General features: G+C 58.6%; 25 protein-coding genes. 22 read left to right on the top strand and 3 right to left on the bottom strand.

Annotation, left to right across the window (positions count from 1 at the left end; translation table 11 throughout):
- The first annotated feature begins 190 nt into the window (after positions 1 to 190).
- The 4 genes from ACUW6V_RS15335 to glnB all read left to right on the top strand — a co-directional run bounded on the left by ACUW6V_RS15335 (position 191) and on the right by glnB (position 4,168).
- Positions 191 to 1,627 (top strand): sensor histidine kinase, encoded by a 1,437-nt coding sequence (locus tag ACUW6V_RS15335; protein WP_007870066.1) that lies wholly within the window; start codon positions 191 to 193, stop codon positions 1,625 to 1,627.
- Complete coding sequence (gene qseG, locus ACUW6V_RS15330; RefSeq protein ID WP_041460409.1) at positions 1,624 to 2,397, top strand: two-component system QseEF-associated lipoprotein QseG; 774 nt, start codon at positions 1,624 to 1,626, stop codon at positions 2,395 to 2,397. The genes ACUW6V_RS15335 and qseG overlap by 4 nt, the downstream gene beginning before the upstream one ends.
- Complete coding sequence (glrR, locus tag ACUW6V_RS15325) at positions 2,394 to 3,731, top strand: two-component system response regulator GlrR (protein WP_007851747.1); 1,338 nt, start codon at positions 2,394 to 2,396, stop codon at positions 3,729 to 3,731. Before qseG ends, glrR begins: the two co-directional genes overlap by 4 nt.
- A gap of 98 nt (positions 3,732 to 3,829) precedes the next feature.
- Positions 3,830 to 4,168 carry a nitrogen regulatory protein P-II gene (glnB, locus tag ACUW6V_RS15320; RefSeq protein WP_002438074.1) on the top strand — a complete coding sequence of 113 codons (339 nt, stop codon included), beginning with the start codon at positions 3,830 to 3,832 and terminating at the stop codon, positions 4,166 to 4,168.
- A gap of 285 nt (positions 4,169 to 4,453) precedes the next feature.
- Here glnB and hmpA read toward each other — a convergent pair whose 3' ends face one another.
- Positions 4,454 to 5,644 (bottom strand): NO-inducible flavohemoprotein, encoded by a 1,191-nt coding sequence (gene hmpA, locus ACUW6V_RS15315; protein WP_454038565.1) that lies wholly within the window; start codon positions 5,642 to 5,644, stop codon positions 4,454 to 4,456.
- A gap of 322 nt (positions 5,645 to 5,966) precedes the next feature.
- Here hmpA and glyA point away from each other — a divergent pair, with 322 nt between their 5' ends.
- From glyA to ACUW6V_RS15295, 4 genes are all read left to right on the top strand, one after another.
- Positions 5,967 to 7,220, top strand: a complete 1,254-nt coding sequence (glyA, locus tag ACUW6V_RS15310) for a serine hydroxymethyltransferase (RefSeq protein ID WP_007897240.1) — start codon at positions 5,967 to 5,969, stop codon at positions 7,218 to 7,220.
- Between the two features lie 71 nt (positions 7,221 to 7,291).
- A complete protein-coding gene (locus ACUW6V_RS15305) occupies positions 7,292 to 7,654 on the top strand; it encodes a MerR family transcriptional regulator (protein ID WP_097641691.1) in 363 nt (120 codons plus the stop codon).
- A 55-nt stretch (positions 7,655 to 7,709) separates the two neighbouring features.
- Complete coding sequence (locus ACUW6V_RS15300) at positions 7,710 to 8,087, top strand: carboxymuconolactone decarboxylase family protein (protein WP_454038564.1); 378 nt, start codon at positions 7,710 to 7,712, stop codon at positions 8,085 to 8,087.
- A 123-nt stretch (positions 8,088 to 8,210) separates the two neighbouring features.
- Positions 8,211 to 9,350: a 3-phenylpropionate MFS transporter gene (locus tag ACUW6V_RS15295; RefSeq protein ID WP_004385918.1), complete on the top strand. Its 1,140-nt coding sequence runs from the start codon at positions 8,211 to 8,213 to the stop codon at positions 9,348 to 9,350.
- Here ACUW6V_RS15295 and csiE read toward each other — a convergent pair.
- A complete protein-coding gene (gene csiE / locus ACUW6V_RS15290; RefSeq protein ID WP_454038563.1) occupies positions 9,347 to 10,627 on the bottom strand; it encodes a stationary phase inducible protein CsiE in 1,281 nt (426 codons plus the stop codon). The two genes, ACUW6V_RS15295 and csiE, sit on opposite strands and share 4 nt — an antisense overlap.
- A 125-nt stretch (positions 10,628 to 10,752) precedes the next feature.
- Here csiE and ACUW6V_RS15285 point away from each other — a divergent pair, with 125 nt between their 5' ends.
- Together ACUW6V_RS15285 and ACUW6V_RS15280 are read left to right on the top strand one after the other, a co-directional pair.
- Positions 10,753 to 11,400 (top strand): DUF1007 family protein, encoded by a 648-nt coding sequence (locus ACUW6V_RS15285; protein ID WP_105623066.1) that lies wholly within the window; start codon positions 10,753 to 10,755, stop codon positions 11,398 to 11,400.
- Positions 11,391 to 12,368: a nickel/cobalt transporter gene (locus ACUW6V_RS15280; RefSeq protein WP_454038562.1), complete on the top strand. Its 978-nt coding sequence runs from the start codon at positions 11,391 to 11,393 to the stop codon at positions 12,366 to 12,368. Before ACUW6V_RS15285 ends, ACUW6V_RS15280 begins: the two co-directional genes overlap by 10 nt.
- A 267-nt stretch (positions 12,369 to 12,635) precedes the next feature.
- Here ACUW6V_RS15280 and suhB read toward each other — a convergent pair whose 3' ends face one another.
- On the bottom strand, positions 12,636 to 13,439 hold the full coding sequence (gene suhB / locus ACUW6V_RS15275; protein ID WP_004385922.1) for an inositol-1-monophosphatase: 804 nt from the start codon (positions 13,437 to 13,439) through the stop codon (positions 12,636 to 12,638).
- Between the two features lie 121 nt (positions 13,440 to 13,560).
- On the opposite strand from suhB, the gene trmJ reads away from it, so the two are divergent.
- From trmJ to ACUW6V_RS15215, 12 genes are all read left to right on the top strand, one after another.
- Positions 13,561 to 14,298 carry a tRNA (cytosine(32)/uridine(32)-2'-O)-methyltransferase TrmJ gene (trmJ, locus tag ACUW6V_RS15270; protein ID WP_004385923.1) on the top strand — a complete coding sequence of 246 codons (738 nt, stop codon included), beginning with the start codon at positions 13,561 to 13,563 and terminating at the stop codon, positions 14,296 to 14,298.
- 131 nt (positions 14,299 to 14,429) lie between these two features.
- Positions 14,430 to 14,918, top strand: a complete 489-nt coding sequence (gene iscR, locus ACUW6V_RS15265) for a Fe-S cluster assembly transcriptional regulator IscR (RefSeq protein WP_004385924.1) — start codon at positions 14,430 to 14,432, stop codon at positions 14,916 to 14,918.
- A gap of 116 nt (positions 14,919 to 15,034) precedes the next feature.
- Positions 15,035 to 16,249: a cysteine desulfurase gene (gene iscS, locus ACUW6V_RS15260; RefSeq protein WP_007777299.1), complete on the top strand. Its 1,215-nt coding sequence runs from the start codon at positions 15,035 to 15,037 to the stop codon at positions 16,247 to 16,249.
- 28 nt (positions 16,250 to 16,277) lie between these two features.
- Positions 16,278 to 16,664, top strand: coding sequence for a Fe-S cluster assembly scaffold IscU (iscU, locus tag ACUW6V_RS15255; RefSeq protein ID WP_004385925.1), 387 nt, complete (start codon positions 16,278 to 16,280; stop codon positions 16,662 to 16,664).
- A 24-nt stretch (positions 16,665 to 16,688) separates the two neighbouring features.
- Entirely contained in the window at positions 16,689 to 17,012 is a 324-nt protein-coding gene (gene iscA / locus ACUW6V_RS15250) for an iron-sulfur cluster assembly protein IscA (RefSeq protein ID WP_004385926.1), read from the top strand.
- Positions 17,013 to 17,093: 81 nt separating this feature from the next.
- Complete coding sequence (hscB, locus tag ACUW6V_RS15245) at positions 17,094 to 17,609, top strand: co-chaperone HscB (RefSeq protein WP_076726078.1); 516 nt, start codon at positions 17,094 to 17,096, stop codon at positions 17,607 to 17,609.
- Positions 17,610 to 17,624: 15 nt separating this feature from the next.
- Positions 17,625 to 19,475: a Fe-S protein assembly chaperone HscA gene (hscA, locus tag ACUW6V_RS15240; RefSeq protein WP_454038561.1), complete on the top strand. Its 1,851-nt coding sequence runs from the start codon at positions 17,625 to 17,627 to the stop codon at positions 19,473 to 19,475.
- 2 nt (positions 19,476 to 19,477) lie between these two features.
- Positions 19,478 to 19,813 (top strand): ISC system 2Fe-2S type ferredoxin, encoded by a 336-nt coding sequence (fdx, locus tag ACUW6V_RS15235; protein WP_004385928.1) that lies wholly within the window; start codon positions 19,478 to 19,480, stop codon positions 19,811 to 19,813.
- Between the two features lies 1 nt (position 19,814).
- Entirely contained in the window at positions 19,815 to 20,015 is a 201-nt protein-coding gene (gene iscX, locus ACUW6V_RS15230; RefSeq protein WP_004385929.1) for a Fe-S cluster assembly protein IscX, read from the top strand.
- Between the two features lie 63 nt (positions 20,016 to 20,078).
- Complete coding sequence (gene pepB, locus ACUW6V_RS15225) at positions 20,079 to 21,365, top strand: aminopeptidase PepB (protein ID WP_080321840.1); 1,287 nt, start codon at positions 20,079 to 20,081, stop codon at positions 21,363 to 21,365.
- Positions 21,366 to 21,609: 244 nt separating this feature from the next.
- Positions 21,610 to 22,407, top strand: coding sequence for an enhanced serine sensitivity protein SseB (sseB, locus tag ACUW6V_RS15220; RefSeq protein ID WP_012124041.1), 798 nt, complete (start codon positions 21,610 to 21,612; stop codon positions 22,405 to 22,407).
- A 209-nt stretch (positions 22,408 to 22,616) separates the two neighbouring features.
- Positions 22,617 to 24,725: a M48 family metallopeptidase gene (locus tag ACUW6V_RS15215; protein ID WP_014728294.1), complete on the top strand. Its 2,109-nt coding sequence runs from the start codon at positions 22,617 to 22,619 to the stop codon at positions 24,723 to 24,725.
- Positions 24,726 to 24,780 lie beyond the last annotated feature (55 nt).

The raw sequence follows: 24,780 nt of genomic DNA, 5'->3' as shown, positions 1-24,780 counted from the left end.
TGCCTGCCGTCCAACTGCTGATCATAGCGCTGCTATTTCAGAACCCGGGCGACACGTTGAGTAAGGCACCGCCTGATTCCATCACAAAGGCAGGGTTAATCCCCTGCCTTTGTTGTTTTTTGCGTTTGGCTTTGCACCGGCGCGGCTGTCGGTTAGCATCAGGCTTTTGCAATCACTTCGGAATAACGCCGTGAAACGCTGGCCTGCTTTTCCCCGCTCGCTTCGCCAACTGGTGATGATGGCTTTCTTACTGGTGATGGTGCCGTTGCTGTTTCTCGCCTGGCAGGCCTGGCAGAGCCTGAATACGTTAAGCGCCCAGGCGGCGCAGTCCAACACGCTCACCCAGATGGATGCCCGGCGCAGCGAGGCGATGACCAATATCGCGCTCGAAATGGAGCGCAGCTACCGGCAGTACTGCGTGCTGGATGACGTGACGCTGGCGAAAGTCTATGAAAGCCAGCGTCAGCGCTATTCCCGAATGCTGGAGGCGCAGGCGAGCGTGCTGCCTGATGCGAGACTCTATAAAGCCCTGCGCCAAAGCCTGGTGGATCTGGCGCAACTGGAGTGTCATAACAGCGGCCCGAAGCCGGATGCCGCCGCACGTCTGGAAGCCTTCGCGGATACCAATACCCGGCTGGTGCAGGCCACCCGAGCGGTGATTTACGCCCGCGGCCAGCAGCTTCAGCAGGAAATCGCCTCGCGCGGGCGACTGTTTGGCTGGCAGGCGCTGGCGCTGTTTCTGGCAAGCCTCGCGCTGGTGCTGCTCTTCACGCGGATGATTATCGGCCCGGTAAAAGGCATCGAGCGGATGATCAACCGGCTGGGCGAAGGGAAATCGCTCGGCACTGCCATGATGTTTAAAGGCCCGCGCGAGCTGCGATCGGTAGGCCAGCGTATTATCTGGCTCAGCGAGCGCCTCGCCTGGCTTGAATCGCAGCGTCATCAATTCTTGCGCCATATCTCCCATGAATTAAAAACGCCGCTCGCCAGTATGCGCGAGGGCACCGAACTGCTCGCCGATCAGGTCGTCGGGCCGTTGACCGCGGAGCAGCGCGAGGTGGTGGAAATTCTCGATACCAGCAGCCGTAATCTGCAAACGCTCATTGAGCAACTCCTTGATTACAACCGTAAACTCGCAGGCGGCGCGGTGGAGCTTGAAAAAGTGGAGCTGGCACCGCTGGTGGAGATTGTCATCGCCTCACACAGTCTGCCAGCGCGGGCTAAAATGATGCATACCGAGGTGTCGCTTGCCGATGCGCCTTGCCTCGCGGAGCCGATGCTGCTGATGAGCGTGCTGGATAATCTCTACTCCAATGCGGTGCACTACGGGCGTGAATCCGGTACCATTTATCTGCGAAGCCGCCGCCTTGCCAGTACGTTATGTATTGAGGTGGCGAATACCGGCACGCCCATTCCTGAGGCGGAACGGCAAATGATTTTCGAGCCCTTTTATCAGGGAAGCCATCAACGTAAAGGGGCGGTGAAAGGCAGCGGCCTGGGCCTGAGCATTGCACAGGACTGCATCCGACGTATGCACGGCGAACTGCGTCTGGTTGAAGATGACACCGCCGACGTCTGTTTTCGTATCGAATTACCGCTCTTTGACCCGGAACGATTAAAAAAATGAATTCACGTCTGGTAAGCGCATGGCGCAGCCTGCGCTCGCGCGGCACACGGTTTTTCTCTCTTCGCACGCGGGCCTGTTCCGTGCTGTTGCCATGCCTTCTGGCAGGCTGCGTGCAAAGCCCGGTTTCCAGCCATATCAAACAAACGCACGACCCAAAACTGCCGGAACAGCAGCTGGCGGATTTTCTCTTTACCGACTGTTCCGGCATCTGGCAGCTCTCCGGCACCAGTGTCGAAAATAACCCGCTGTTCTGGCTGCGCGGCATGGACTGCGCGGAACGCCTTTCGCCCGCCGAGGCGCGCGCGCAGGCGCGTCGTTTCCCGGACGATACCTGGCAGCATGCCTTCCGACGCGGCATTTTGCTGGCTAACGCCCGCATAACGCCTGCCGAACGCCGCAGCTATCTCACCACGCTCAGCGCCACCTCCGGCGCGATACCGGCGCATGTGCGTCCGCTCTATGAAACCTGGCGCGACGGCCAGGCGGCGCAGCTTGCGCTTTCGGAAGAGCGTGGCCGCTACAGCAAGCTTCAGGAAAGCACCGACAGCGAACTGGATGCCCTGCGCGAGCAGCAGCGGCACCTGCGCACTGAGCTTGAGCTCACCACCCGCAAGCTGGAAAACCTGACCGATATTGAACGCCAGCTCTCCACGCGGAAAAGCGCGGGCGGCTATATTCAGGACAACAGCCACAGCCCGGATGCCGAGAAAGAGGGCGCCGCGCCGGCTGATAAGGACACCGCACCCGCGCAGGAGGAGACTAAACCATGACGCAGCATAAACCCGCGCGCCTGTTGCTGGTGGATGACGATCCGGGCCTGCTGAAACTGCTGGGCCTGCGGCTCACCAGCGAAGGATTTACCGTTGAGACCGCCGAAAGCGGCCATGAAGGGCTGCGCATTTTGGCGCGTGAGAAGATCGATCTGGTGATTAGCGATCTGCGGATGGATGAAATGGACGGCATGCAGCTTTTCGCCGAGATCCAGAAGCTCCAGCCGGGCATGCCGGTGATCATTCTGACCGCGCATGGCTCGATCCCTGATGCGGTGGCGGCAACCCAGCAGGGTGTCTTCAGTTTTCTCACCAAACCGGTGGATAAAGACGCGCTGTATAAAGCCATCGATGACGCGCTGGCCCATGCCGCGCCCGCAGGCGACGAGCAGTGGCGCGAGACGATTGTCACCCGCAGCCCCGTGATGCTGCGACTGCTTGAGCAGGCGCACATGGTGGCGCAGTCGGACGTTAGTGTGCTGATTAACGGCCAGAGCGGCACCGGCAAAGAAATTCTGGCCCAGGCCATCCATAACGCCAGCCCGCGCGCTAAAAACGCGTTTATCGCCATTAACTGCGGCGCGCTGCCGGAACAGTTGCTGGAATCTGAGCTGTTCGGCCATGCGCGCGGCGCGTTTACCGGCGCGGTCAGCAGCCGTGAAGGGCTTTTTCAGGCGGCTGAAGGCGGCACGCTGTTTCTCGATGAAATCGGCGATATGCCGGTGCCGTTACAGGTGAAGCTGCTGCGCGTTTTGCAGGAGCGCAAAGTGCGTCCGCTCGGCAGCAACCGCGATATCGATATCAACGTGCGGATTATCTCCGCCACCCACCGCGATCTGCCGAAGGCGATGGCGCGCGGCGAGTTCCGCGAAGATCTCTTTTATCGCCTGAACGTGGTGAATTTAAAGATCCCGGCGTTGCAGGAGCGCGCGGAAGATATTCCGCTGCTGGCGAACCATCTGCTGCGTCAGGCGGCGGATCGCCATAAGCCGTTCGTGCGCAGTTTCTCTACCGATGCGATGAAGCGTCTGATGGCGGCGAGCTGGCCGGGCAACGTGCGCCAGCTGGTGAACGTCATTGAGCAGTGCGTGGCGCTGACCTCCGCGCCGGTCATTAGCGAGGCGCTGGTGGAGCAGGCGCTGGAGGGCGAGAACACCGTGCTGCCGACGTTTGTCGAGGCGCGCAATCAGTTTGAGCTCAACTATCTGCGCAAGCTGTTGCAAATCACCAAAGGCAATGTGACGCACGCCGCGCGGATGGCGGGGCGTAACCGTACCGAATTCTATAAACTGCTGGCTCGCCACGAGCTTGAGGCGAATGATTTTAAAGAGTAGTTTTTGGTGCCCAAACCGCTGCAAGGTATGGTAATTTGAGCAACCGATTTCGCGAACTGAATCGCCGTGCAGGCGCTGGCAGGAATTAAGGATCCACCATGAAAAAGATTGATGCGATTATTAAACCCTTCAAACTCGATGACGTACGTGAAGCGCTGGCGGAAGTCGGGATCACCGGCATGACGGTGACCGAGGTGAAAGGGTTTGGTCGTCAGAAAGGCCATACCGAGCTGTATCGCGGCGCAGAGTATATGGTGGATTTCCTGCCGAAAGTGAAAATCGAGATCGTAGTGACCGACGATATCGTCGATACCTGCGTGGATACGATTATCCGTACCGCTCAGACCGGTAAAATCGGCGACGGCAAGATTTTCGTTTTCGACGTGGCGCGCGTGGTGCGTATCCGCACCGGCGAGGAAGACGACGCCGCGATTTAAGCGGGCGCGACGACAAAAAAAGCAGGCCAGTGGGCCTGCTTTTTTTATGCCCGACGCGCATGGGGCGTGCAGGGATATGAATTGTGGGTGCGCTTCGCTTACCCACCCTACAGGGGACGCTGGTGTTCGGCATGGTGGGTGCGCTGCGCTTACCCACCCTACGGGAGGTTGGGGTTGGACGTGGTGGGTGCGCTGCGCTGACCCACCCTACAGAATACGGTGTGATTTCGTAGTGCGGGTAAGCGAAGCGCACCCGCCGAACCGCCCCAAAAAAACGCCAGGCGCTTACAACACCTTATGCGGGCCGAAACATTCGTAATGAATGTTCTCTTTATTCACGCCCATGCTCACTAACTGCTCCGCGGCGAACTGCATAAATTTCACCGGGCCGCAGACATAAAACTGCATACCGGGCGTGGTTACATGCGCCTTGCGATCGTGAAGCGCCATCAACCCTTCGCTGTTATAACGGCCCGCGCTGCGATCGGCGTCGGTCGGCACGCGGTACCAGACGTGGCTGGTAAAGCGGGGCAGTTTCGCGCCGAGCTGCGCCACTTCATCGGTAAACGCATGCACATCGCCGCTTTCCGCCGCGTGATACCAGTTCACCTGCGCCGGATGCTGCGCGCTTGCCAGCGTATCGAGCATCGCCAGCATCGGCGTCTGACCCACACCCGCCGAGATAAGCGTCACCGGCGTCTGTGGTTCAACATCCATAAAGAAATCGCCCGCAGGCGCGGCAAGGCGAATCACATCGCCCGGCTGCGCATGCTGATGCAGCCAGTTCGACACCTGGCCTTCGCCTTCGCGTTTCACCGCGATGCGGTAGCTTTTGCCGTTCGGCTTGCGGGTGAGCGAATACTGGCGAATCTCCTGATGCGCAAACCCTTGAGGCTTGATCCAGACGGCGGTGTACTGGCCGGGCAGGTAATCGGCGACCGGGCCGCCATCCACCGGTTCCAGCTCAAAGCTTGTGACAATGGCGCTCTGTGGCGTTTTATTCGCGATGCGGAATTCGCGCGTGCCTTCCCAGCCGCCGGTTTTCTGCGCGTTACTCTGGTAAATCTCGGCTTCGCGGTTAATAAACACGCCCGCCAGCACGCCATAGGCTTTGCCCCAGGCGTCCAGCACTTCCTGGCCTGGGCTGAACATCTCATCGAGCGTCGCCAGCAGATGCTCGCCCACGATGTTGTACTGCGCCGGTTTGATATTAAAGCTGGTGTGCTTCTGGGCGATTTTCTCCACCGCCGGCAGCAGGGCCGCGAGGTTTTCAATGTTGGCGGCGTAGGCGCAGATGGCGTTGAACAGCGCTTCACGCTGATCGCCATTGCGCTGGTTGCTCATGTTGAAAATCTCTTTCAGCTCCGGGTTGTGTGTAAACATCCGGTCATAAAAGTGCGCGGTGAGTTTCGGGCCCGTCTGCGCCAGCAGCGGGATGGTGGATTTCACGACGGCGATGGTTTGACTATCCAGCATGGTTGCTTCCTTCCGTTTTTCTATAAAATGTATTTTAAATGCATCTTATAAAAAATACCTGCACGCTGTAAATGGTTTTATCAAGCCTTGGGAAAACACCACGGCGTATGAAAAAACGACAGGTTGAAAATGAAAATAAGTCGCGTAAACGGCACGTTTGCTTAATCGTTCAAACCCTTGCGCCACGCCATGCCAAACGTTTGCGTAAAAACCTCTGTCAAGCCCTATCTTCACGCTGCCAATCGGTTTACACTGTTGGCCGTCGCCCAAAAGGGCCCCTAATTGCAGTACATTTTATTGTCAGCTGAGTCAGGAGATGCGGATGTTAAAGCGTGAAATGAACATTGCCGATTATGATGCCGAACTGTGGCAGGCTATGGAGCAGGAAAAAGTACGTCAGGAAGAGCACATCGAACTGATCGCCTCCGAAAACTACACCAGCCCGCGCGTGATGCAGGCGCAGGGCTCTCAGCTGACCAACAAATATGCCGAAGGTTATCCGGGCAAGCGCTACTACGGCGGCTGCGAATATGTGGATATCGTTGAGCAACTGGCGATTGACCGCGCGAAAGAACTCTTCGGCGCTGACTACGCTAACGTGCAGCCGCACTCCGGTTCCCAGGCCAACTTCGCGGTCTATACCGCGCTGCTACAACCGGGCGATACCGTTCTTGGTATGAACCTGGCGCAGGGCGGCCACCTGACCCACGGCTCCCCGGTTAACTTCTCCGGTAAGCTCTACAACATCATTCCTTACGGTATCGACGAGTCCGGCAAAATCGATTACGAGGATATGGCGAAGCAGGCGAAAGAGCACAAACCGAAAATGATCATCGGTGGTTTCTCCGCGTACTCCGGCATCGTTGACTGGGCAAAAATGCGTGAAATCGCTGACAGCATCGGCGCATACCTGTTCGTCGATATGGCGCACGTGGCGGGCCTGATTGCCGCAGGCGTCTACCCGAACCCGGTTCCGCACGCGCACGTCGTCACCACCACCACCCACAAAACGCTCGCTGGCCCGCGCGGCGGTCTGATCCTCGCCAAAGGCGGCAGCGAAGAGCTGTACAAAAAACTGAACTCTGCCGTGTTCCCGAGCGCGCAGGGCGGCCCGCTGATGCACGTTATCGCGGCGAAAGCGGTCGCGCTGAAAGAAGCGATGGAGCCGGAGTTCAAAACCTACCAGCAGCAGGTGGCCAAAAACGCCAAAGCGATGGTGGAAGTGTTCCTGAACCGCGGCTACAAAGTGGTTTCCGGCGGTACGGAAAACCACCTGTTCCTGTTGGATCTGGTCGATAAAAACCTGACCGGTAAAGAAGCGGACGCCGCACTTGGCCGCGCCAACATCACCGTTAACAAAAACAGCGTGCCGAACGATCCGAAGAGCCCGTTCGTCACCTCCGGCATCCGTATCGGTTCTCCGGCGGTCACGCGTCGCGGCTTCAAAGAAGCGGAAGTGAAAGAGCTGGCAGGCTGGATGTGCGACATCCTGGACAACATCAATGACGAAGCGGTTATCGAGCGCGTCAAAGGTAAAGTGCTGGATATCTGCGCACGCTTCCCGGTTTACGCGTAAGCGTTCACTCACTGCTGAAGGCCGCCTCGCGCGGCCTTTTTTTATGGGGCAATGGTAGACAGGAGGCGGCCATGCGTATTCAGGCATTCGCGACGCTGACGGGGCTTGGCGTTCATACGCTGCGCTATTACGAAAAGCTGGGGTTGCTGGTACCGGCGCGTAATGCGAGCGGGCATCGCGACTATTCTCGTTCGGATCTCGACTGGGCGGCGTTTATCAAACGGCTAAAGGCGACCGATATGCCGCTGGAGGAGATCCAGCGCTACGCTCTCTTGCGCGCGCAGGGGGAATCGACCGCAGAGGCACGCCGTGAACTGCTGGCGCATCACGCGCAGCGGCTCGAAACCCGGCTCGCGGAGCAGGCTGACCATCTGGCGCGCCTGAAAGAGAAAATGGCGTACTACGATGAGACGCTTTTAAAAAACAGCGCTTGACCTGGAGTTAACTCGAAGGCTTACCGTTATCTCAACCACACAAAAGGAGAACGGTATGACTTTATCACGTTACGAGGCAGGCCTTGCGCGGCTGTCTGAAATCGACGGCACGGCAGGGGAAAATGTCATTAAAGCGCTGGCCGATATCGCGCCGGATCTGGGGCGCTACGTCATTGAATTCGGCTTTGGCGATATCTACAGCAGGCCGGGGCTGTCGCTGAAAAGCCGGGAGCTCGCGACCGTCGCGGCGCTTACCGCGCTTGGCCACGCGCAGCCGCAGCTGGCGGTGCATCTGCACGCGGCGCTGAATGTCGGCTGCACCCGCGAAGAGATTATTGAAGTGATCATCCAGATGGCGCTCTATGCCGGTTTCCCGGCGGCGCTGAATGCGATGTTTACCGCCAAAAAGGTCTTTGCCGAGGCGGGCATATAACAGGACAGGCCGCTGCGGCGGCCTCATTACGCAGTAAAAGCGAATTGTTATTAACGTGTTATGCATCGCTTGCAACCCCTGCGCTTTCCCGCCAGACTAACGCCTGCGAAACGGGAGGGAATCATGGTGTTGCAATCCACGCGCTGGCTGGCGCTCAGCTATTTCACCTATTTTTTCAGCTACGGTATTTTCCTGCCGTTCTGGAGCGTCTGGCTCGCAGGCGTCGGCGTCGCGCCGGAAACTATCGGCCTTTTGCTCGGCTCCGGCCTGATTGCACGTTTTCTTGGCAGCCTGCTGCTGGCACCGCGCGTCAAAGATCCTTCCCGTTTAGTGTTTGCGCTGCGCCTGCTTGCATTGCTGACGCTCGTTTTCGCGCTCGGCTTCTGGTTCGGGCATCAGACCGCCTGGCTGTTTGTCGTGCTGGTGGGCTTTAACCTCTTTTTCTCGCCGCTGGTGCCGCTCACCGACGCGCTCGCCGCCACCTGGCAGCGTCAAATAGCGATGGATTACGGGCGAGTGCGGCTGTGGGGATCGCTGGCGTTTGTGATTGGCTCGGCGCTCACCGGCAAGCTGGTAAGCGTCTACGATTACCGCGCTATTCTGGCGCTGCTGTCGCTCGGTGTGGCGTCAATGCTTATCGGGATGCTGCTGAAACCCTCCGTGATGCCGCAGGGCGAAGCGCGTCATAACGAGGCCGCAGGCTGGCCGGTATGGCGCAAGTTAATGGTTGAAAACTGGCGTTTTCTCGCCTGCGTAAGCCTGCTTCAGGGCGCGCACGCGGCCTACTACGGCTTCAGCGCCATTTACTGGCAGAGTAAAGGCTATTCCGCCTCGGTCGTGGGGTATCTGTGGTCGCTCGGCGTGGTGGCGGAAATTATCATCTTCGCGCTCAGTAAACGGCTTTTCAGCCGGTTTGGCGCGCGCGATCTGCTGCTGCTCTCCGGCGTGCTGGGGATTATCCGCTGGGGAATGATGGGCTGGACGACCGCGCTGCCGTGGCTCATCGTGGCGCAGATCCTGCACTGCGGGAGCTTCTCCATCTGCCATCTGGCGGCGATGCGCTATATCGCCGCCCGCGAAGGCTCGGAAGTCATCCGGCTACAGTCGGTCTACTCCGCCGTCGCGATGGGCGGCGGGATTGCGGTGATGACCGTCTTTGCAGGCTTCCTGTATCAGCACCTTGCAGGCGGCGTCTTCTGGGTGATGGCGCTGGTTGCGCTGCCCGCGCTCTTCCTGCGCCCGAAAGTCGTGGCGCGCGCTTAAGCCTCCAGAATCTCGCGTATCCGCTGCTGCTGGTGTTCACCGAGCGGCAGCGTCGCGTGAATGAGCGGCGGCGAGAAGAGCGGCAGCGAGGTGGTGTATGGCGTCACAATCAGCGCCACCTCTTTCGGCGCGCCTTCCTGCTGGAAGGTATGCAGCGTCAGATGTTTGATGTTGAGCGGCAGCAGGGTAAGTTCCCGTAGCTGCTGCTCGATTTCCGCCTCAAGCGCAGGGTCGTTGCCCGTCAGCAGCAGCACCTGTTTTTCATGCAGATCCGCCTCCTGCATCAGCCACGCGCCGAAAATCACCGCCACCAGCCCGACTTCTTCATCAGAAAACGTCACCCGGTACTCTTCCTCAAAGCTATCAAACGCTTTGCGGGTGGTGCGCATCAGGCGCGGGTAGAGACGGTTAATCTCTTCCGGAAGCGCGTTATCGATGCCGATGCCGAACAGGCTGCGATCAAGCGCCTGGCAGAGATGAATATAGAGCTGATCCGCAAGGCCCTGTTCATCGCTGAACGCCATGCCGGAAAGCTCGTGAAAGCGGGCAATCAGCGAAAGCACGGCGTGACGCAGCCGGTGATCTTCCGGGTGCGCGTCGCGCAGCGGATCGGGCGTGCGCAGCATCATAAAGAGCAGCGCCAGGAAGCAGTGTTCGTTCACGTGCGGCGACTGCGCGACGCGGCGCTGCCAGTGGCGGACTATCTCCTGCGCGGCGAGAAACTCGGCGCGAGCGCGCATCCAGAGCTGTTGCGGTTCGGTGAATTCCGGCGTCTGGCCGTAATGATGCTGCACCAGGCAGTATTGCAGGTAGAGACGCAGGAACTGCACGTCGCGCGGCTCGAACTGGCGGTTCAGGCGACGCGCGCAAAGGTTGACCAGCGCGTGTAAATTCGTATCGTCATACAGCGCTGTCGCGATGCCGTGCTGGCGAAGCTCGTTTTTCAGCGCGGGCGTGAAATGCTGCTGGATAAACTCGGGGCACAGGCGCAGCGCCCGGCGCAGCCAGTGCAGCAGGCAGAGGCGTCTGTCTAACGCCGTGCCTTCAATCCGGTAGCTGCCGTCCTGCTGGGTGATAATACTCAGGCGGTGATACCGCTTAATTTCGTCGCCGGTTTCGGCAATGTCCTGACGGGCGATGGCGCCGTCAACGCCATTCAGCCGGCCTAACATTTCCGGCGTGATGGTTTGCCCCGGCAGATAGAGCATTAAAAGTACCTGGCAGCGGCGCTGCGGACTGGAGAGCACAGATGGTGGAGGGCAGAGCAGAGTCATCATCCGTTTTGTCCAGTGAGTGAGAATATTGCTAAGAATAGCTAAAGGATTATTGAATGCCGTTCAGGGTGCCCAGTTTGATCGCGGAATTCTGGCTGGCTCACAGAATTTTTCGCCAGAGGAAGATAATGAGCGCTCGTCTTTACCGGTTAATGTGTGCTGCGGCTGTAGTATCGCTGTTTCCGGCGCAGGAGGCGCTGGCGCATCCGCACAGTTTTATCTCGTTGAAAACCGACATCGTCAGCGAAGCGGGACAGATAACGGCTCTGAAAATGCGCTGGAAAATGGATGAAATCACTTCAGCAGATCTACTGTATGACGCGGGCGACGCCGCGCCCGGTTCGCCGGTGTGGAAAAAGCTGGCGGCGGAAGTGATGGCCAATGTTATCGGGCAGCACTATTTCACCGAGTTCTGGCACAACGGGCAGAAGGTGAAATTCGCCGCCACGCCGCTGGCGTATGGTCTGGCACGCGAAGGGCATCAGGCGGTGCTGACCTTTACGTTGCCGCTCGCGCATCCGCAAAAAGCCTCGGGCGCGCGCTATACGTTCGCCACGTTCGATCCTACCTATTATGTGTCGATGAGTTATGACGCACCGGGCGATGTGACGCTCAATGATGAGCTGCGCGAGCGTTGCAAGGTGGCGGTGAAAACGCCGCAGCCGGATGCGGCCGTGCAGGATTTCGCGCTGTCGCTCGATAAATCTGACGCGCCGCCGGAAGATATGGATTTAGGCAAACAATTTGCTCAGGAGGTGACGTTGCAATGTCAGTGATTTCAACGCCGCTCGCAACCCGCCGCTGGCTGCACTTCTGGCCGCTGGCGCTGTTTGTTGTGCTGGCGCTCGGCGCGGGCGTCTGGCTGTGGCTTGAGTGGCCGCAGGTGCTGATGAAAAGCACTGTCTGGCAGCGCGATATTAACCGTGAGATGAGCGGGCTGCTTCAGCAGGTAGCGGAAAACCCGACGCGCGCGGGCAGTTCGCTGCTGCTGTTTAGCCTGGTTTATGGCGTGCTGCACGCGCTGGGGCCGGGTCATGGCAAAGTGGTGATCGCCACCTGGCTTGCCACACATCCGTCGCGCCTGAAAACCAGCCTGCAACTGACGTTCGCGTCGTCATTACTGCAGGGGCTGGTGGCGATTGCGCTGGTGACGGTAGTGCTGACGGTGCTGGCGCTGCCCGCGCGGCAACTGCATTTGAGCGGGTACTGGCTGGAGAAGGGGAGCTATCTGCTGGTCGGCGCGCTGGGGTTGCTGCTTTGCTGGCGTGCGGTGAAAACGCTGCGCGGGCTGGTGCGGCGTCCGGTTTTTACCGCGTTTACGCCACATCATACGCACAGCGACACCTGCGGTTGCGGGCATCAGCATGTGCCGTCGCAGGCACAGCTTGAGCGCGGCGAAGACTGGCGCGCGAGGCTGATGGTGGTGCTCTCGATGGGGATGCGGCCGTGCTCCGGCGCGTTGATGGTGCTGTTGTTCAGCAAAGTGATCGGCGTGTTTGGCTGGGGTGTGGCGTCAGCGCTGGCGATGGCGGCGGGAACGTCGCTGACCATCTCAGCCATCGCGCTGTTTGTGCACAGTTTCCGGCATCTGGCGGCGCGGCTCGGCGGGCAGAAAACGCCCCCGTTGTGGCGGCGAACGGGCGGGGCGACGCTGGCGCTTGCAGGCGGCGTGGTGTTGGTCGCCGCCGCGCTGGTGATGTGGTCCGGCGCAGCGCTCATCGCGCAGGGGTTGAGACCGTTTTAGACGCGGCACGGCGGGTGCGCATTCGCTTACCCGCCCTACGAGATTGGCGGGTTTAATGCAAGGTGGGTAAGCGCACCCGCCGGGTCGGTTGAGATTTTTGCATGTAGGGTGGGTAAGCGCAGCGCACCCACCGGGTCAGTCGGGATTTTTGCATGTAGGGTGGGTAAGCGCAGCGCACCCGCCATGTCACAAAATCTCACGCGCCAAAAAACCAATAAAAAAGGCAGGCCGCTTGCGCGTACCTGCCTTTTTCGTGCCGGGAAGCGATTAACGCTTCAGCGCTTCGCTCAGCTCATCACGCATATTGCTAAGCATCGCTTTCACGACGCGCGGGTTACCGGCCACGATGTTGCCGGTCGTCAGATAGTTATGACCACCGACGAAATCGCATACCAGACCGCCAGCTTCACGCACCAGCAGTTCGCCCGCGGCGAAATCCCACGGCTTCAGGCCGATTTCAAAGTAACCATCCACACGACCTGCAGCCACATAAGACAGATCCAGCGCGGCGGAACCGGTGCGGCGGAAATCGGCGCACTGGGTAAACAGTTTGGTCACGATATTCATATACGGCGTGGCGTGCTGTTTGGCTTTGAACGGGAAGCCGGTCGCCAGAATGGTGCCGTCCAGATCGCGAGCGGTGCTGCCGCGCAGACGGTAGCCGTTAAGCTGCGCGCCCTGGCCGCGAACGGCGGTGAAGAGTTCGTTACGCATCGGATCGTAAACCACGGCGACTTCCGCGCGGCCTTTAATGCGTACAGCGATAGAAACCGCGAAGTGCGGGAGACGTTTAACGAAGTTGGTGGTGCCATCCAGCGGATCGATAACCCATTGAATATCCTGCTCGGTGCCGGCGTGTTCACCGCTTTCTTCGGTGATGATGGTGTGTTGCGGGTAGGACTGGCGAATGGTGTCGATAATAATGCGCTCTGCGCCTTTATCCACGTTCGTCACAAAGTCGTTGCTGCCTTTCTGGCTGGTCTCTACGGCGTCCGGGGTTTCGTAGTTTTTGGCGATAAAATTTCCGGCCTTGCGCGCAGCACGCACGGCGATGTTGAGCATCGGATGCATCAGGTTTCTCTCACTGGATGTTAAAGAACGGGAAAACGGCGCGGATTATAGCAGAGGGTTCGGAATATGTCTCAGGTTTATGATAAGATGCGCTGATATTCTTTTCGGATACTGAGTCGCTATGCTGCAAAACATTCGTATCGTGCTGGTTGAAACCTCACACACCGGCAACATGGGTTCTGTTGCCCGCGCCATGAAAACCATGGGCCTCACTAACCTGTGGCTGGTTAATCCGCTGGTGAAACCGGATTCCCAGGCCATCGCGCTTGCCGCCGGTGCCAGCGATGTGATTGGCAACGCCAGCATCGTCGATACGCTGGATGAAGCGCTGGCGGGGTGCAGCCTGGTCGTTGGTACGAGCGCGCGTTCGCGCACGCTGCCCTGGCCGATGCTCGATCCGCGCGAATGCGGGCTCAAAAGCGTTTCTGAAGCGGCGCACGCGCCGGTGGCGATTGTATTTGGCCGCGAGCGTGTGGGGCTGACCAACGACGAACTGCAAAAGTGCCACTATCACGTGGCTATCGCGGCGAACCCGGAGTACAGCTCGCTTAATCTCGCGATGGCGGTACAGGTCATAGCCTACGAAGTTCGCATGGCGTGGCTTGCCACGCAGGACGCCCAGACGCCTGCGCATACTGAAGAAGAAACCCCGTATCCGCTGGTGGACGATCTGGAGCGTTTTTACGGTCATCTTGAGCAAGTTTTGCTCTCGACCGGCTTCATTCGCCCGAATCATCCCGGCCAGGTGATGAACAAATTGCGTCGTCTTTTTACCCGCGCACGCCCGGAAAGTCAGGAACTTAACATCCTGCGCGGCATGCTGGCGTCGATAGAAAGCAGCCGTAATGAGAAGCCGTAATACTTGAGTAAAATACTCGGGTAAATAGTTGACCATTTTACTCGGGAATGTCAGACTTGCGCCTGCTATGCAATACCCCCATTTTCATAAAAACCCCCGCGTCGAGGGGCGAGCTTGAGGTTAAGTAAGACATGAGACTGACATCTAAAGGGCGCTATGCCGTGACCGCAATGCTGGACGTTGCGCTCAACTCCGAATCCGGTCCGGTACCGTTGGCAGATATTTCTGAACGTCAGGGTATCTCCCTTTCTTATCTGGAGCAGCTGTTCTCTCGTCTGCGTAAAAATGGCCTTGTGGCCAGCGTGCGTGGTCCGGGCGGCGGCTATCTGCTGGGTAAAGACGCGGGCCAGATTGCGGTCGGTGAAGTAATTAGCGCCGTTGATGAGTCTGTCGATGCGACCCGTTGTCAGGGCAAAGGCGGCTGCCAGGGCGGCGATAAATGCCTGACCCACGCGCTGTGGCGCGATCTGAGCGACCGCCTGACCGGTTTTCTGAACAACATTACCTTAGGTGAACTGGTGAATAACCAGGAAGTGCTGGATGTCTCTGACCGTCAGCATAATGAAGCCCATCGCCCGACCCGCGCTCAGGACGCTATCGACGTTAAACTGCGCGCTTAAAAAAATAATACGCTTTTCCCGAATCAGGCCAGGAAGCTCCGGCATCCTGTAGACTGCGGCGTACATCCAGCCGGCTGCCTGATTCACCGCTTTGAGATGTACGGAGCTTAAGAGCAATGAAATTACCGATTTACCTCGATTACTCCGCGACCACGCCGGTGGACCCGCGCGTCGCCGAGAAAATGATGCAGTTTTTAACGATGGACGGAACCTTCGGTAACCCGGCCTCCCGCTCCCACCGTTTCGGCTGGCAGGCGGAAGAGGCAGTGGATATCGCCCGTAACCAGGTGGCCGATCTGATTGGCGCCGACCCGCGCGAAATCGTCTTTACCTCTGGCGCGACCGAATCCGATAACCTCGCTATCAAAGGTGCGGCCAATTTCTACCAGAAAAAAGGCAAGCACATCATCACCAGCAAAACCGAGCATAAAGCGGTGCTGGACACCTGCCGTCAGCTGGAGCGCGAAGGCTTTGAGGTGACTTACCTCGCCCCGCAGAGCAACGGCATTATCGATCTTAAAGAACTCGAAGCCGCGATGCGTGACGACACCATCCTGGTGTCCATCATGCACGTGAACAACGAAATCGGCGTGGTGCAGGATATCGCGACCATCGGCGAAATGTGCCGCGCGCGCGGCATCATCTATCACGTTGACGCCACCCAGAGCGTGGGCAAACTGCCTATCGACCTGACCCAGCTGAAAGTGGACCTGATGTCCTTCACCGGCCACAAAATCTATGGTCCGAAAGGCATCGGCGCGCTCTACGTGCGTCGTAAACCGCGTATCCGCATCGAAGCGCAGATGCACGGCGGTGGTCATGAGCGCGGCATGCGTTCTGGTACGCTGCCGGTTCACCAGATTGTCGGCATGGGCGAAGCCTATCGTATCGCGAAAGAAGAGATGGCGAGCGAAATGGAACGTCTGCGCGGTCTGCGTAACCGTCTGTGGAACGGCATTAAAGATATCGAAGAAGTTTACCTGAACGGCGATCTTGAGCAGGGCGTTCCGACCATTCTGAACGTGAGCTTCAACTATGTTGAAGGCGAGTCGCTGATCATGGCGCTGAAAGACCTGGCGGTATCGTCGGGCTCCGCCTGTACCTCTGCGAGCCTTGAGCCGTCTTACGTGCTGCGCGCGCTGGGTATGAATGACGAGCTGGCGCACAGCTCTATCCGTTTCTCTCTGGGCCGTTTCACGACTGAAGAAGAGATCGACTACACCATCGAACTGGTTCGCAAATCCATCGGCCGCCTGCGCGACCTCTCTCCGCTGTGGGAGATGTTTAAGCAGGGCGTGGATTTAACCACCATCGAATGGGCTCATCATTAATCGGTATCGGATTCAGGAGAAATAACACATGGCATACAGCGAAAAAGTCATCGATCATTACGAAAACCCGCGCAACGTCGGCTCTTTTGACAACAACGACGACAACGTCGGCAGCGGCATGGTCGGCGCGCCGGCGTGCGGCGACGTGATGAAGTTGCAGATCAAAGTCAACAATGAAGGTATCATTGAAGACGCACGCTTCAAAACCTACGGTTGCGGCTCCGCTATCGCGTCCAGCTCGCTGGTCACCGAGTGGGTCAAAGGCAAATCCCTGGACGAAGCGCAGGCAATTAAAAATACCGACATCGCAGACGAACTCGAACTGCCGCCGGTAAAAATTCACTGCTCTATCCTGGCGGAAGACGCCATCAAAGCCGCTATTGCGGACTATAAAAGCAAACGTGAAGCAAAATAATCATTGATGAGTTGAGGTTGTAGTATGTCGATTACCCTTAGCGACACCGCCGCCGCGCGCGTCAACGCTTTCCTGGCCAACCGCGGTAAAGGTTTTGGCCTGCGTCTTGGCGTTCGTACGTCCGGCTGTTCCGGCATGGCCTATGTGCTGGAATTTGTTGACGCACCGCAGCCAGAGGATACGGTGTTCGAAGACAAGGGCGTGAAGGTGGTGGTCGATGGTAAAAGCCTGCAATTCCTTAATGGCACTCAGCTGGACTTCGTCAAAGAAGGCCTGAACGAAGGGTTTAAATTCACCAACCCGAACGTTAAAGATGAGTGCGGCTGCGGCGAAAGCTTTAACGTCTGATAATCTTTCCCGCCTCTCCCCGTCTGCGCCAGCCGCAGGCGGGGTATTTGCTTTATCACGTTGACTGACCCCGAGACTGTTATGGATTACTTCACCCTCTTTGGGCTGCAGGCCCGTTATGCGCTGGACAGTGCCCAACTGGCGGCTCGTTACCAGGATCTGCAACGTCAGTATCATCCCGATAAATACGCAAGCCATTCCCAGGCCGAACAACTGGCGGCGCTCTCGCAATCCGCCACTATCAATCAGGCATGGCAAACGCTGCGCCATCCGCTGACGCGCGCGGAATATCTGCTCTCTCTGCACGGCTTTGATCTGGCGAATGAACAGCACACCGTGCGCGATACCGCGTTTCTGATGGAGCAACTGGAGCTTCGCGAAGCGCTGGATGAGATTGAGCAGGCCAAAGACGCCGACCGCCTCGAAGCCTTCATCCGTAACGTCAAAGCAATGTATCAGGAACGCCACCAGCATATGGTCACGGAGCTGGACGACGGCGCGTGGGCGCAGGCGGCCGATACGGTACGCAAGCTGCGTTTTCTCGACAAGCTGTTAAGCCAGTCAGAACAACTCGAAGAAAAGTGGCTCGATTTTTAATTCTGGAAGCTCAACATGGCCTTATTACAAATCAGTGAGCCCGGCATGAGTAGCGCGCCGCACCAGCGCAGACTGGCGGCGGGCATCGATCTTGGCACTACGCATTCGCTGGTCGCGACGGTTCGCAGCGGCCAGCCGGAAACGCTGGCAGACCATCAGGGGCGTCATCTGCTGCCGTCCGTGGTGCACTACCAGGCACAGGGCTACAACGTCGGGTACGACGCCCGCGCCCAGGCGGCGGACGATCCGGTAAACACCATCAGCTCCGTGAAGCGCCTGATGGGCCGCTCCCTTGCCGACATTCAGGCGCGCTACCCGCATCTGCCGTATCAGCTGCGCACGAGCGAAAACGGTCTGCCGATGATCGACACGCCGGCAGGGCTGTTGAACCCGGTACGCGTCTCCGCCGATATTCTCAAAGCCCTCGCCGAACGCGCGCGTGAAGCGCTGGCAGGCGATCTCGACGGCGTGGTCATCACCGTTCCGGCCTACTTTGACGATGCGCAGCGCCAGGGCACCAAAGACGCCGCGCGTCTTGCCGGGCTGCATGTGTTGCGCCTGCTGAATGAGCCGACCGCGGCGGCGATCGCCTACGGCCTCGATTCCGGTCAGGAAGGCGTTATCGCCGTCTACGATTTAGGCGGCGGCACGTTTGATATCTCCGTGCTGCGCTTAAGCCGCGGCGTGTTTGAAGTGCTGGCGACGGGCGGCGATTCCGCGCTCGGCGGCGACGACTTCGACCATCTGCTGGCGGATTATATTCGCGAGCAGGCGGGTATCGCCGATCGCAGCGACAACCGCATTCAGCGCCAGCTGCTCGATGCCGCCACAGCGGCGAAAATCGCGCTCAGCGACGCCGATGTCGCGCAGGTGAATGTGGCAGGCTGGCAGGGCAGCATCACCCGCGAGCAGTTCAATGAACTTATCGCGCCGCTGGTCAAGCGCACGCTGCTCTCATGCCGTCGCGCGCTGAAAGACGCGGGCGTGGAAGCAAGCGACGTGCTGGAAGTGGTGATGGTCGGCGGTTCGACCCGCGTGCCGCTGGTGCGCGAGCGCGTCGGCGAGTTTTTTGGCCGCACGCCGCTCACCTCCATCGACCCGGATCGCGTGGTCGCCATTGGCGCGGCTATCCAGGCCGATATTCTGGTGGGCAACAAGCCGGACAGCGAAATGCTGCTGCTGGACGTTATCCCGCTGTCGCTCGGTCTTGAAACCATGGGCGGCCTGGTAGAAAAAGTCATTCCGCGCAATACCACGATCCCGGTGGCGCGCGCGCAGGAGTTCACCACCTTTAAAGATGGCCAGACTGCGATGGCGATTCACGTCATGCAGGGCGAGCGTGAACTGGTGCAGGATTGCCGATCGCTCGCGCGCTTTACGCTGCGCGGCATCCCGGCGATGCCGGCAGGCGGCGCGCATATCCGCGTCACCTTCCAGGTGGATGCCGATGGCCTGCTGAGCGTGACGGCGATGGAGAAATCCACCGGCGTTGAAGCGTCTATTCAGGTGAAACCGTCCTACGGGCTGACCGACGGCGAAATCGCCAGCATGATTCAGGACTCCATGAGCTTTGCCGAGCAGGACGTGCAGGCACGCATGCTCGCCGAGCAAAAAGTGGAAGCCGCGCGGGTGCTGGAAAGCCTCGACGGCGCGCTGAAAAGCGACGGTGCGCTGCTTAGCGCGGCCGAGCGCGCCGCCATTGATGACGCGATGGCGCAACTGCGCGCTGCCGCGGAAGGCAATGACGCCAGCGCCATTGAAGATGCCATAAAAAATACAGATAAACAGACCCAGGAGTTTGCCGCTCGCCGCATGGATGAATCCATCCGTCAGGCGCTGAAAGGCCACTCCGTTGACGAGGTTTAATAATGCCTAAGATTGTTTTTTTGCCTCATCAGGATCTTTGCCCTGATGGCGCAGTACTGGAAGCGCAAAGCGGTGAAACCATTCTTGACGTTGCGCTGCGCAACGGCATTGAAATTGAACACGCCTGTGAGAAGTCGTGCGCCTGCACCACCTGCCACTGCATCGTGCGTGAAGGTTTCGATTCGCTGCCGGAAAGCACCGAAGATGAAGACGACATGCTGGATAAAGCGTGGGGTCTGGAGCCGGAAAGCCGTCTGAGCTGCCAGGCGCGCGTCACTGACGAAGATCTGGTGGTGGAGATGCCGCGTTACACCATCAACCACGCCAGGGAGCATTGATATGGGACTGAAATGGACCGACAGCCGCGAAATCGGCGAGGCGCTGTATGACAGCCGCCCGGACGTGGACCCAAAAACCGTGCGTTTTACCGATATGCACCAATGGATCTGCGACCTCGAAGAGTTCGATGACGATCCACAGGCCTCTAATGAAAAGATTTTAGAGGCTATACTGCTGGTCTGGTTAGACGAAGCAGAATAACGTAACGGGCTGCCAGAAGGCGGCCCGTTTTCGTTGCGCATCAGGCAATATAAGGAAAATAAAATGACCGAAGCCATGAAGATTACCCTTTCCCACGAGCCTGCCGATGCTCGCTGGGGTGAAAAAGCACTGTACAGTTTTACGCAAGACGGTATCGCGCTGCACCTGACGGGCAAAGACGATCTCGGTTTGATTCAACGCGCCGGGCGCAAAATCGACGGCCAGGGGCTCAAACACGTTGAGCTTGCCGGCGATGGCTGGGATGTGGAGAAAAGCTGGGCGTTCTGGATGGGCTATCGCGGCCCGAAAGGCAAACGCACCGTTACCTGGGCGCCGCTTGACGACGCGCAGCAGAAAGAGCTGAACAACCGCCTGAAAGTCATCGACTGGGTGCGCGATGTCATCAACGCCCCGGCGGAAGAGATGGGCCCGGAGCATCTGGCGCAGCGCGCCGTGGATCTGCTGGCGGATGTCGGCGGCGAGCGCGTGAGCTACCGCATCACCAAAGGCGAAGATCTGCGCGAGCAGAACTATATGGGGCTGCATACCGTAGGCCGCGGCTCTGAACGTCCGCCGGTGCTGCTGGCGCTCGATTTCAACCCGACGGGCGATGCGAACGCGCCGGTGTATGCCTGCCTCGTCGGCAAAGGCATTACGTTTGACTCTGGTGGTTACAGCATCAAGCAGACCGCGTTTATGGATTCGATGAAATCCGATATGGGCGGCGCGGCGCTGGTGACCGGCTCGCTGGCGTTCGCCATAACGCGCGGTCTGAACAAGCGCGTGAAGCTTATCCTCTGCTGCGCGGATAACATGATTAGCGGCAACGCCTTCCGTCTGGGCGATATCATTCGCTACCGCAACGGCAAAACCGTGGAAGTGATGAACACCGACGCGGAAGGGCGTCTGGTGCTGGCGGACGGACTGATCGACGCCAGCGCCCAGAAGCCGGCGCTGATTATCGATGCCGCGACGCTGACCGGCGCGGCCAAAACGGCGCTTGGCAACGATTACCATGCGCTGTTCAGCTTTGACGACGCGCTGGCGAACCGTCTGCTGCAAAGCGCGCAGGCGGAAAACGAAGCCTTCTGGCGTCTGCCGCTGGCGGAATTCCACCGTAACCAGTTGCCGTCGAACTTCGCCGAGCTCAACAACACGGCGGGCGGCGCGTATCCGGCGGGGGCCAGTACGGCCGCCGGTTTCCTGTCGCACTTTGTGGAAAATTATCAGCAGGGCTGGCTGCATATCGACTGTTCTGCCACGTATCGTAAAGCGGCGGTGGAGCAGTGGGCGGCGGGCGCGACCGGCATCGGCGTGCGCACGCTGGCGAATCTGCTGACCGCCGAGTAACGGCGGGGCGTGTCAGGGGCGTGGCGGGTGCGCTTCGCTTACCCACCCTGGAAACAAAGTTTTATTCCTGTAGGGTGGGTAAGCGAAGCGCACCCACCAACGCGATAATAATGTGAAGCGATGATTGCGCTGCCTTTATCTGCCTTACATCCCTATTAGCGCGATGCCCAGGTTCCCCCTCTCCGGCAGGCGAGGGCCGGGGCGAGAGGCTTTTCTCTCGCTCATCATTGACAAATTAAAAGCTATGTCCGAAACGAAAAACGAAAACAACGCAGAAAAAAACGAACTCGAAACCCTGCTGGAAAAGGCCGCGGCGGAGCCTGCGTTCCGTCCGGCGTTTTTCCGCACGCTGCTGGAATCCACCGTCTGGGTGCCAGGCGAAGCGGCGGATGGCGAAGCGGTCGTCGCTGAAAGCGCGGTGGATCTTCAGCACTGGGAAAAGGACGACGGCACGTCGGTGATCCCTTTCTTTAGTTCTCCTGCGGCGCTGGAACAGGCAGTCGAAGGTGAGCAGGCGTTCGTGGCGATGCCGGTGCGCACACTCTTTGAAATGACGCTCGGCGAAACGCTGTTCCTTAACGCCAAACTGCCGACCGGCAAAGAGTTTACCCCCAATGAGATTCGCCACCTGATAAGCCCGGAAGGCTCGGCGCTCAGCCAGCAGGAAGTGCTGGAAGGCGGCGCGTCGCTGCTGCTTTCCGAAGTCGCTGAACCGCCTGCGCAAATGATCGAATCATTGACCGTGCTGTTCAAAGAGATGAAAACGGTAAAACGCGCGTATCTGTGCCTTTTAAAAGAACATGCCGACGAGCCCGCGAACTATCTGATCGGCATTGAGGCGGACGGCGACATCGAGCCGGTGATTAACGCCGCTGGCAGCGTAGCGACTGACACCTTGCCGGGCGACGAGCCGGTGGATATCTGCCAGGTGGTGGAAGGCGAGAAGGGCATCAGCCACTTTATGATGGCGCACCTGACGCCGTTCTACGAGCGCCGCTGGGGCAGCTTCCTTCGCGATTTCAAACAAAACCGCATTATCTGACATACCCTTCACGCGGCACGCAATGCCGCGTTTTTCTTTCTCGTTAACACCTTGTTTTTAGTAGCAAGCCAAATTCTGGTAGGCCCGCCTGCGGGCTCGCTTTGTTAAGCTTTCGGCCTTCTGCGCCCCTCATTACGTTTATCCACGCTTTCGCTGCCTGAATTCATGGGCGGGCGCCGTTTCTGTTTTCATCGCACAAGGGCCATACCATGCATAAAAAGAGCGTCGTTTACCTCTTTTTAATTCCACTGATCCTGTTTTGCTATGCCACCTGGCAATACTGGCGTGTCAGCCATGTGCTGGAGCGCGCGCAGTATGAAACGCAAATCGTTGAAACCGCGAGCAAGTCGCCGCGCGCGACGCTGACGTATCGTCACGATGGTCAGGAGACGGAAATGCCCGCCATCGACGCGCAGGAGCGGGCGCAGGCATATCTTGCGGAGAATCGTGACTGGATTGATGCGGCGGATGTTGAGCTGTTTCTGGCGCGCGGGGGGATGCTCTTCGCCTTTATCAGCCTGATGATTAACGCCGCGACCGTAGCGCTTTGCCGCTTTTGCGTGGCGCAGGGGCAGCGTTCGCAGGGCGCGTTACTGCGCGCCTTCTGGCTGTGCCGACTCCTGCTGCCTTTTATTATGGCCGCGCAGCTGGTGGTCGGCGCGGTTTATCAGTTCAGTATTATTTTTTACGAAGTCGTCTGGGCTGCGGTTACTTTTAAGCCGAACATCAACGCTTTTACGATAGGCCTTTACCTTCTGATGATGGCAGGCGTCGTGTTCTGGGTGTTCTGGCACATATTGAAAGTCATGGTGAAATGCTTCGCGCTTTTCCGCCCAATGGCGAAGCCGATAATGGGACACCGACTCAGTCGTCACGACGCGCCTGCGCTCTGGCAGGCAGTAGAAGCACTGGCCAGCGGCCCTGGCGCTGTGGTGCCGGATAATATCGTCGTGGGGCTGACGGACAATTTCTACGTCACCGCAAACCCGCTTCTGCTTGATAATGGCGAAACGGTTACCGGACAGACGCTCTATTTTCCGCTTACCTGGGCGGCGTTGCTAAGCCCGGAGGAGATGACAGCGGTCATCGGCCATGAACTGGGCCACTTTTCGGGTAAAGATACTGAATTCAGCCAGCGGTTTTTGCCAGTTTATGACGGCTTTAGCCGCAGCCTTGACGTGCTCGATCCTGATGACGGGAAAAAACCGTACGTGGGTCTGGTTGAGTTACGTACGGCACTGTACAGCGCGCATTACTTTCTTGAGCAGTTCCACAGGCTGGTCATGATGTGGCGTCAGCGACGCGAACATGCTGCTGACGAGGCGGGCGCGCAGGCCAGCTCGCCAGAGGCGCTTGCCTCAGCGCTGTTGCGTATTGTGGCGCTAAGCGGCCCGGTGAATGCGTATCTGGAGGCCGTTTATCAGGCGCAGGTGCAAACCGATAATGTGGCGGCAACGCTGCTGACGCATCTTAGCGGACATCCCGTGCCGGACCCGCGCGAGTATCTGGAAAACGAAATATCGCACCCTTATGACTCCCACCCGTCGTGCCGTGCGCGCATTGAAGCGCTGGGCTGCTCGGTCGAGCTGGCGGCGATTCAGGCTTCACGTCCGGTAAACCTGCAGAATTACGAACATTTGCACGCATTGTTCACCAACACCGATGAGCTGGCGCGTTCGCTGACCGCCACACTGACTGGCCGGGTTGCTGAGCAACGCAATGCCTGGCGCGACGAATTACAAACCGTGGTGCAGGCCGTCTCTGGCGAGAAGGTCATTTATTCCCGCCGCCGTATTTCGCGCGGCGGCGTGCTGACCATCGTGACGTTTGTGTCGATGCTCGTGGCGTTTCATGCCGATCGCGAGTGGCAGTTTCCGCCCGGTAAGCGGGAATGGGCGGGGCTTATCATTACGCTGATATTTGCGTATTTCATCTGGCTTGGCGTCAGGAGCGTGCTGCGTTTCTGGCGCGAAAGCAAAGCGCCATTGCTGGTGTTAACCCCACAACATTTGATTTTCCGTGAATTAAAAGAACCTGTGCCATTTTCAGCGCTGACCAGTTATCTGTTCATGGCAGCAAAAAAGGAAATGATGATAGGCCTTGAATATAAAGAGGGCTATCAGCCACCTGCACTGGCTGGCGCGCGCTTTCGGCCTTACCGCTACGTGAATAAAAAAGAGCGTCTGATGCTGCTGGATGCAGATGGCAAGCTGTATGACGCCGACAACAACCCGGTTTCTCAGGAGGCGCTGATGGAGATGATCGAAATGTATTTCCATGCCCCTGATGTAAAGGCGCAGCTCGATACGATGCAGTAACCCATCGGCCCCGTCAGAGGGCTGTGGGAGGAGGCGTCTGTTATCAGACAGACGC

This window comes from Cronobacter sp. 153480017-3 (assembly GCF_053627815.1).
This window is presented reverse-complemented; position numbering and strand designations above follow the sequence as displayed.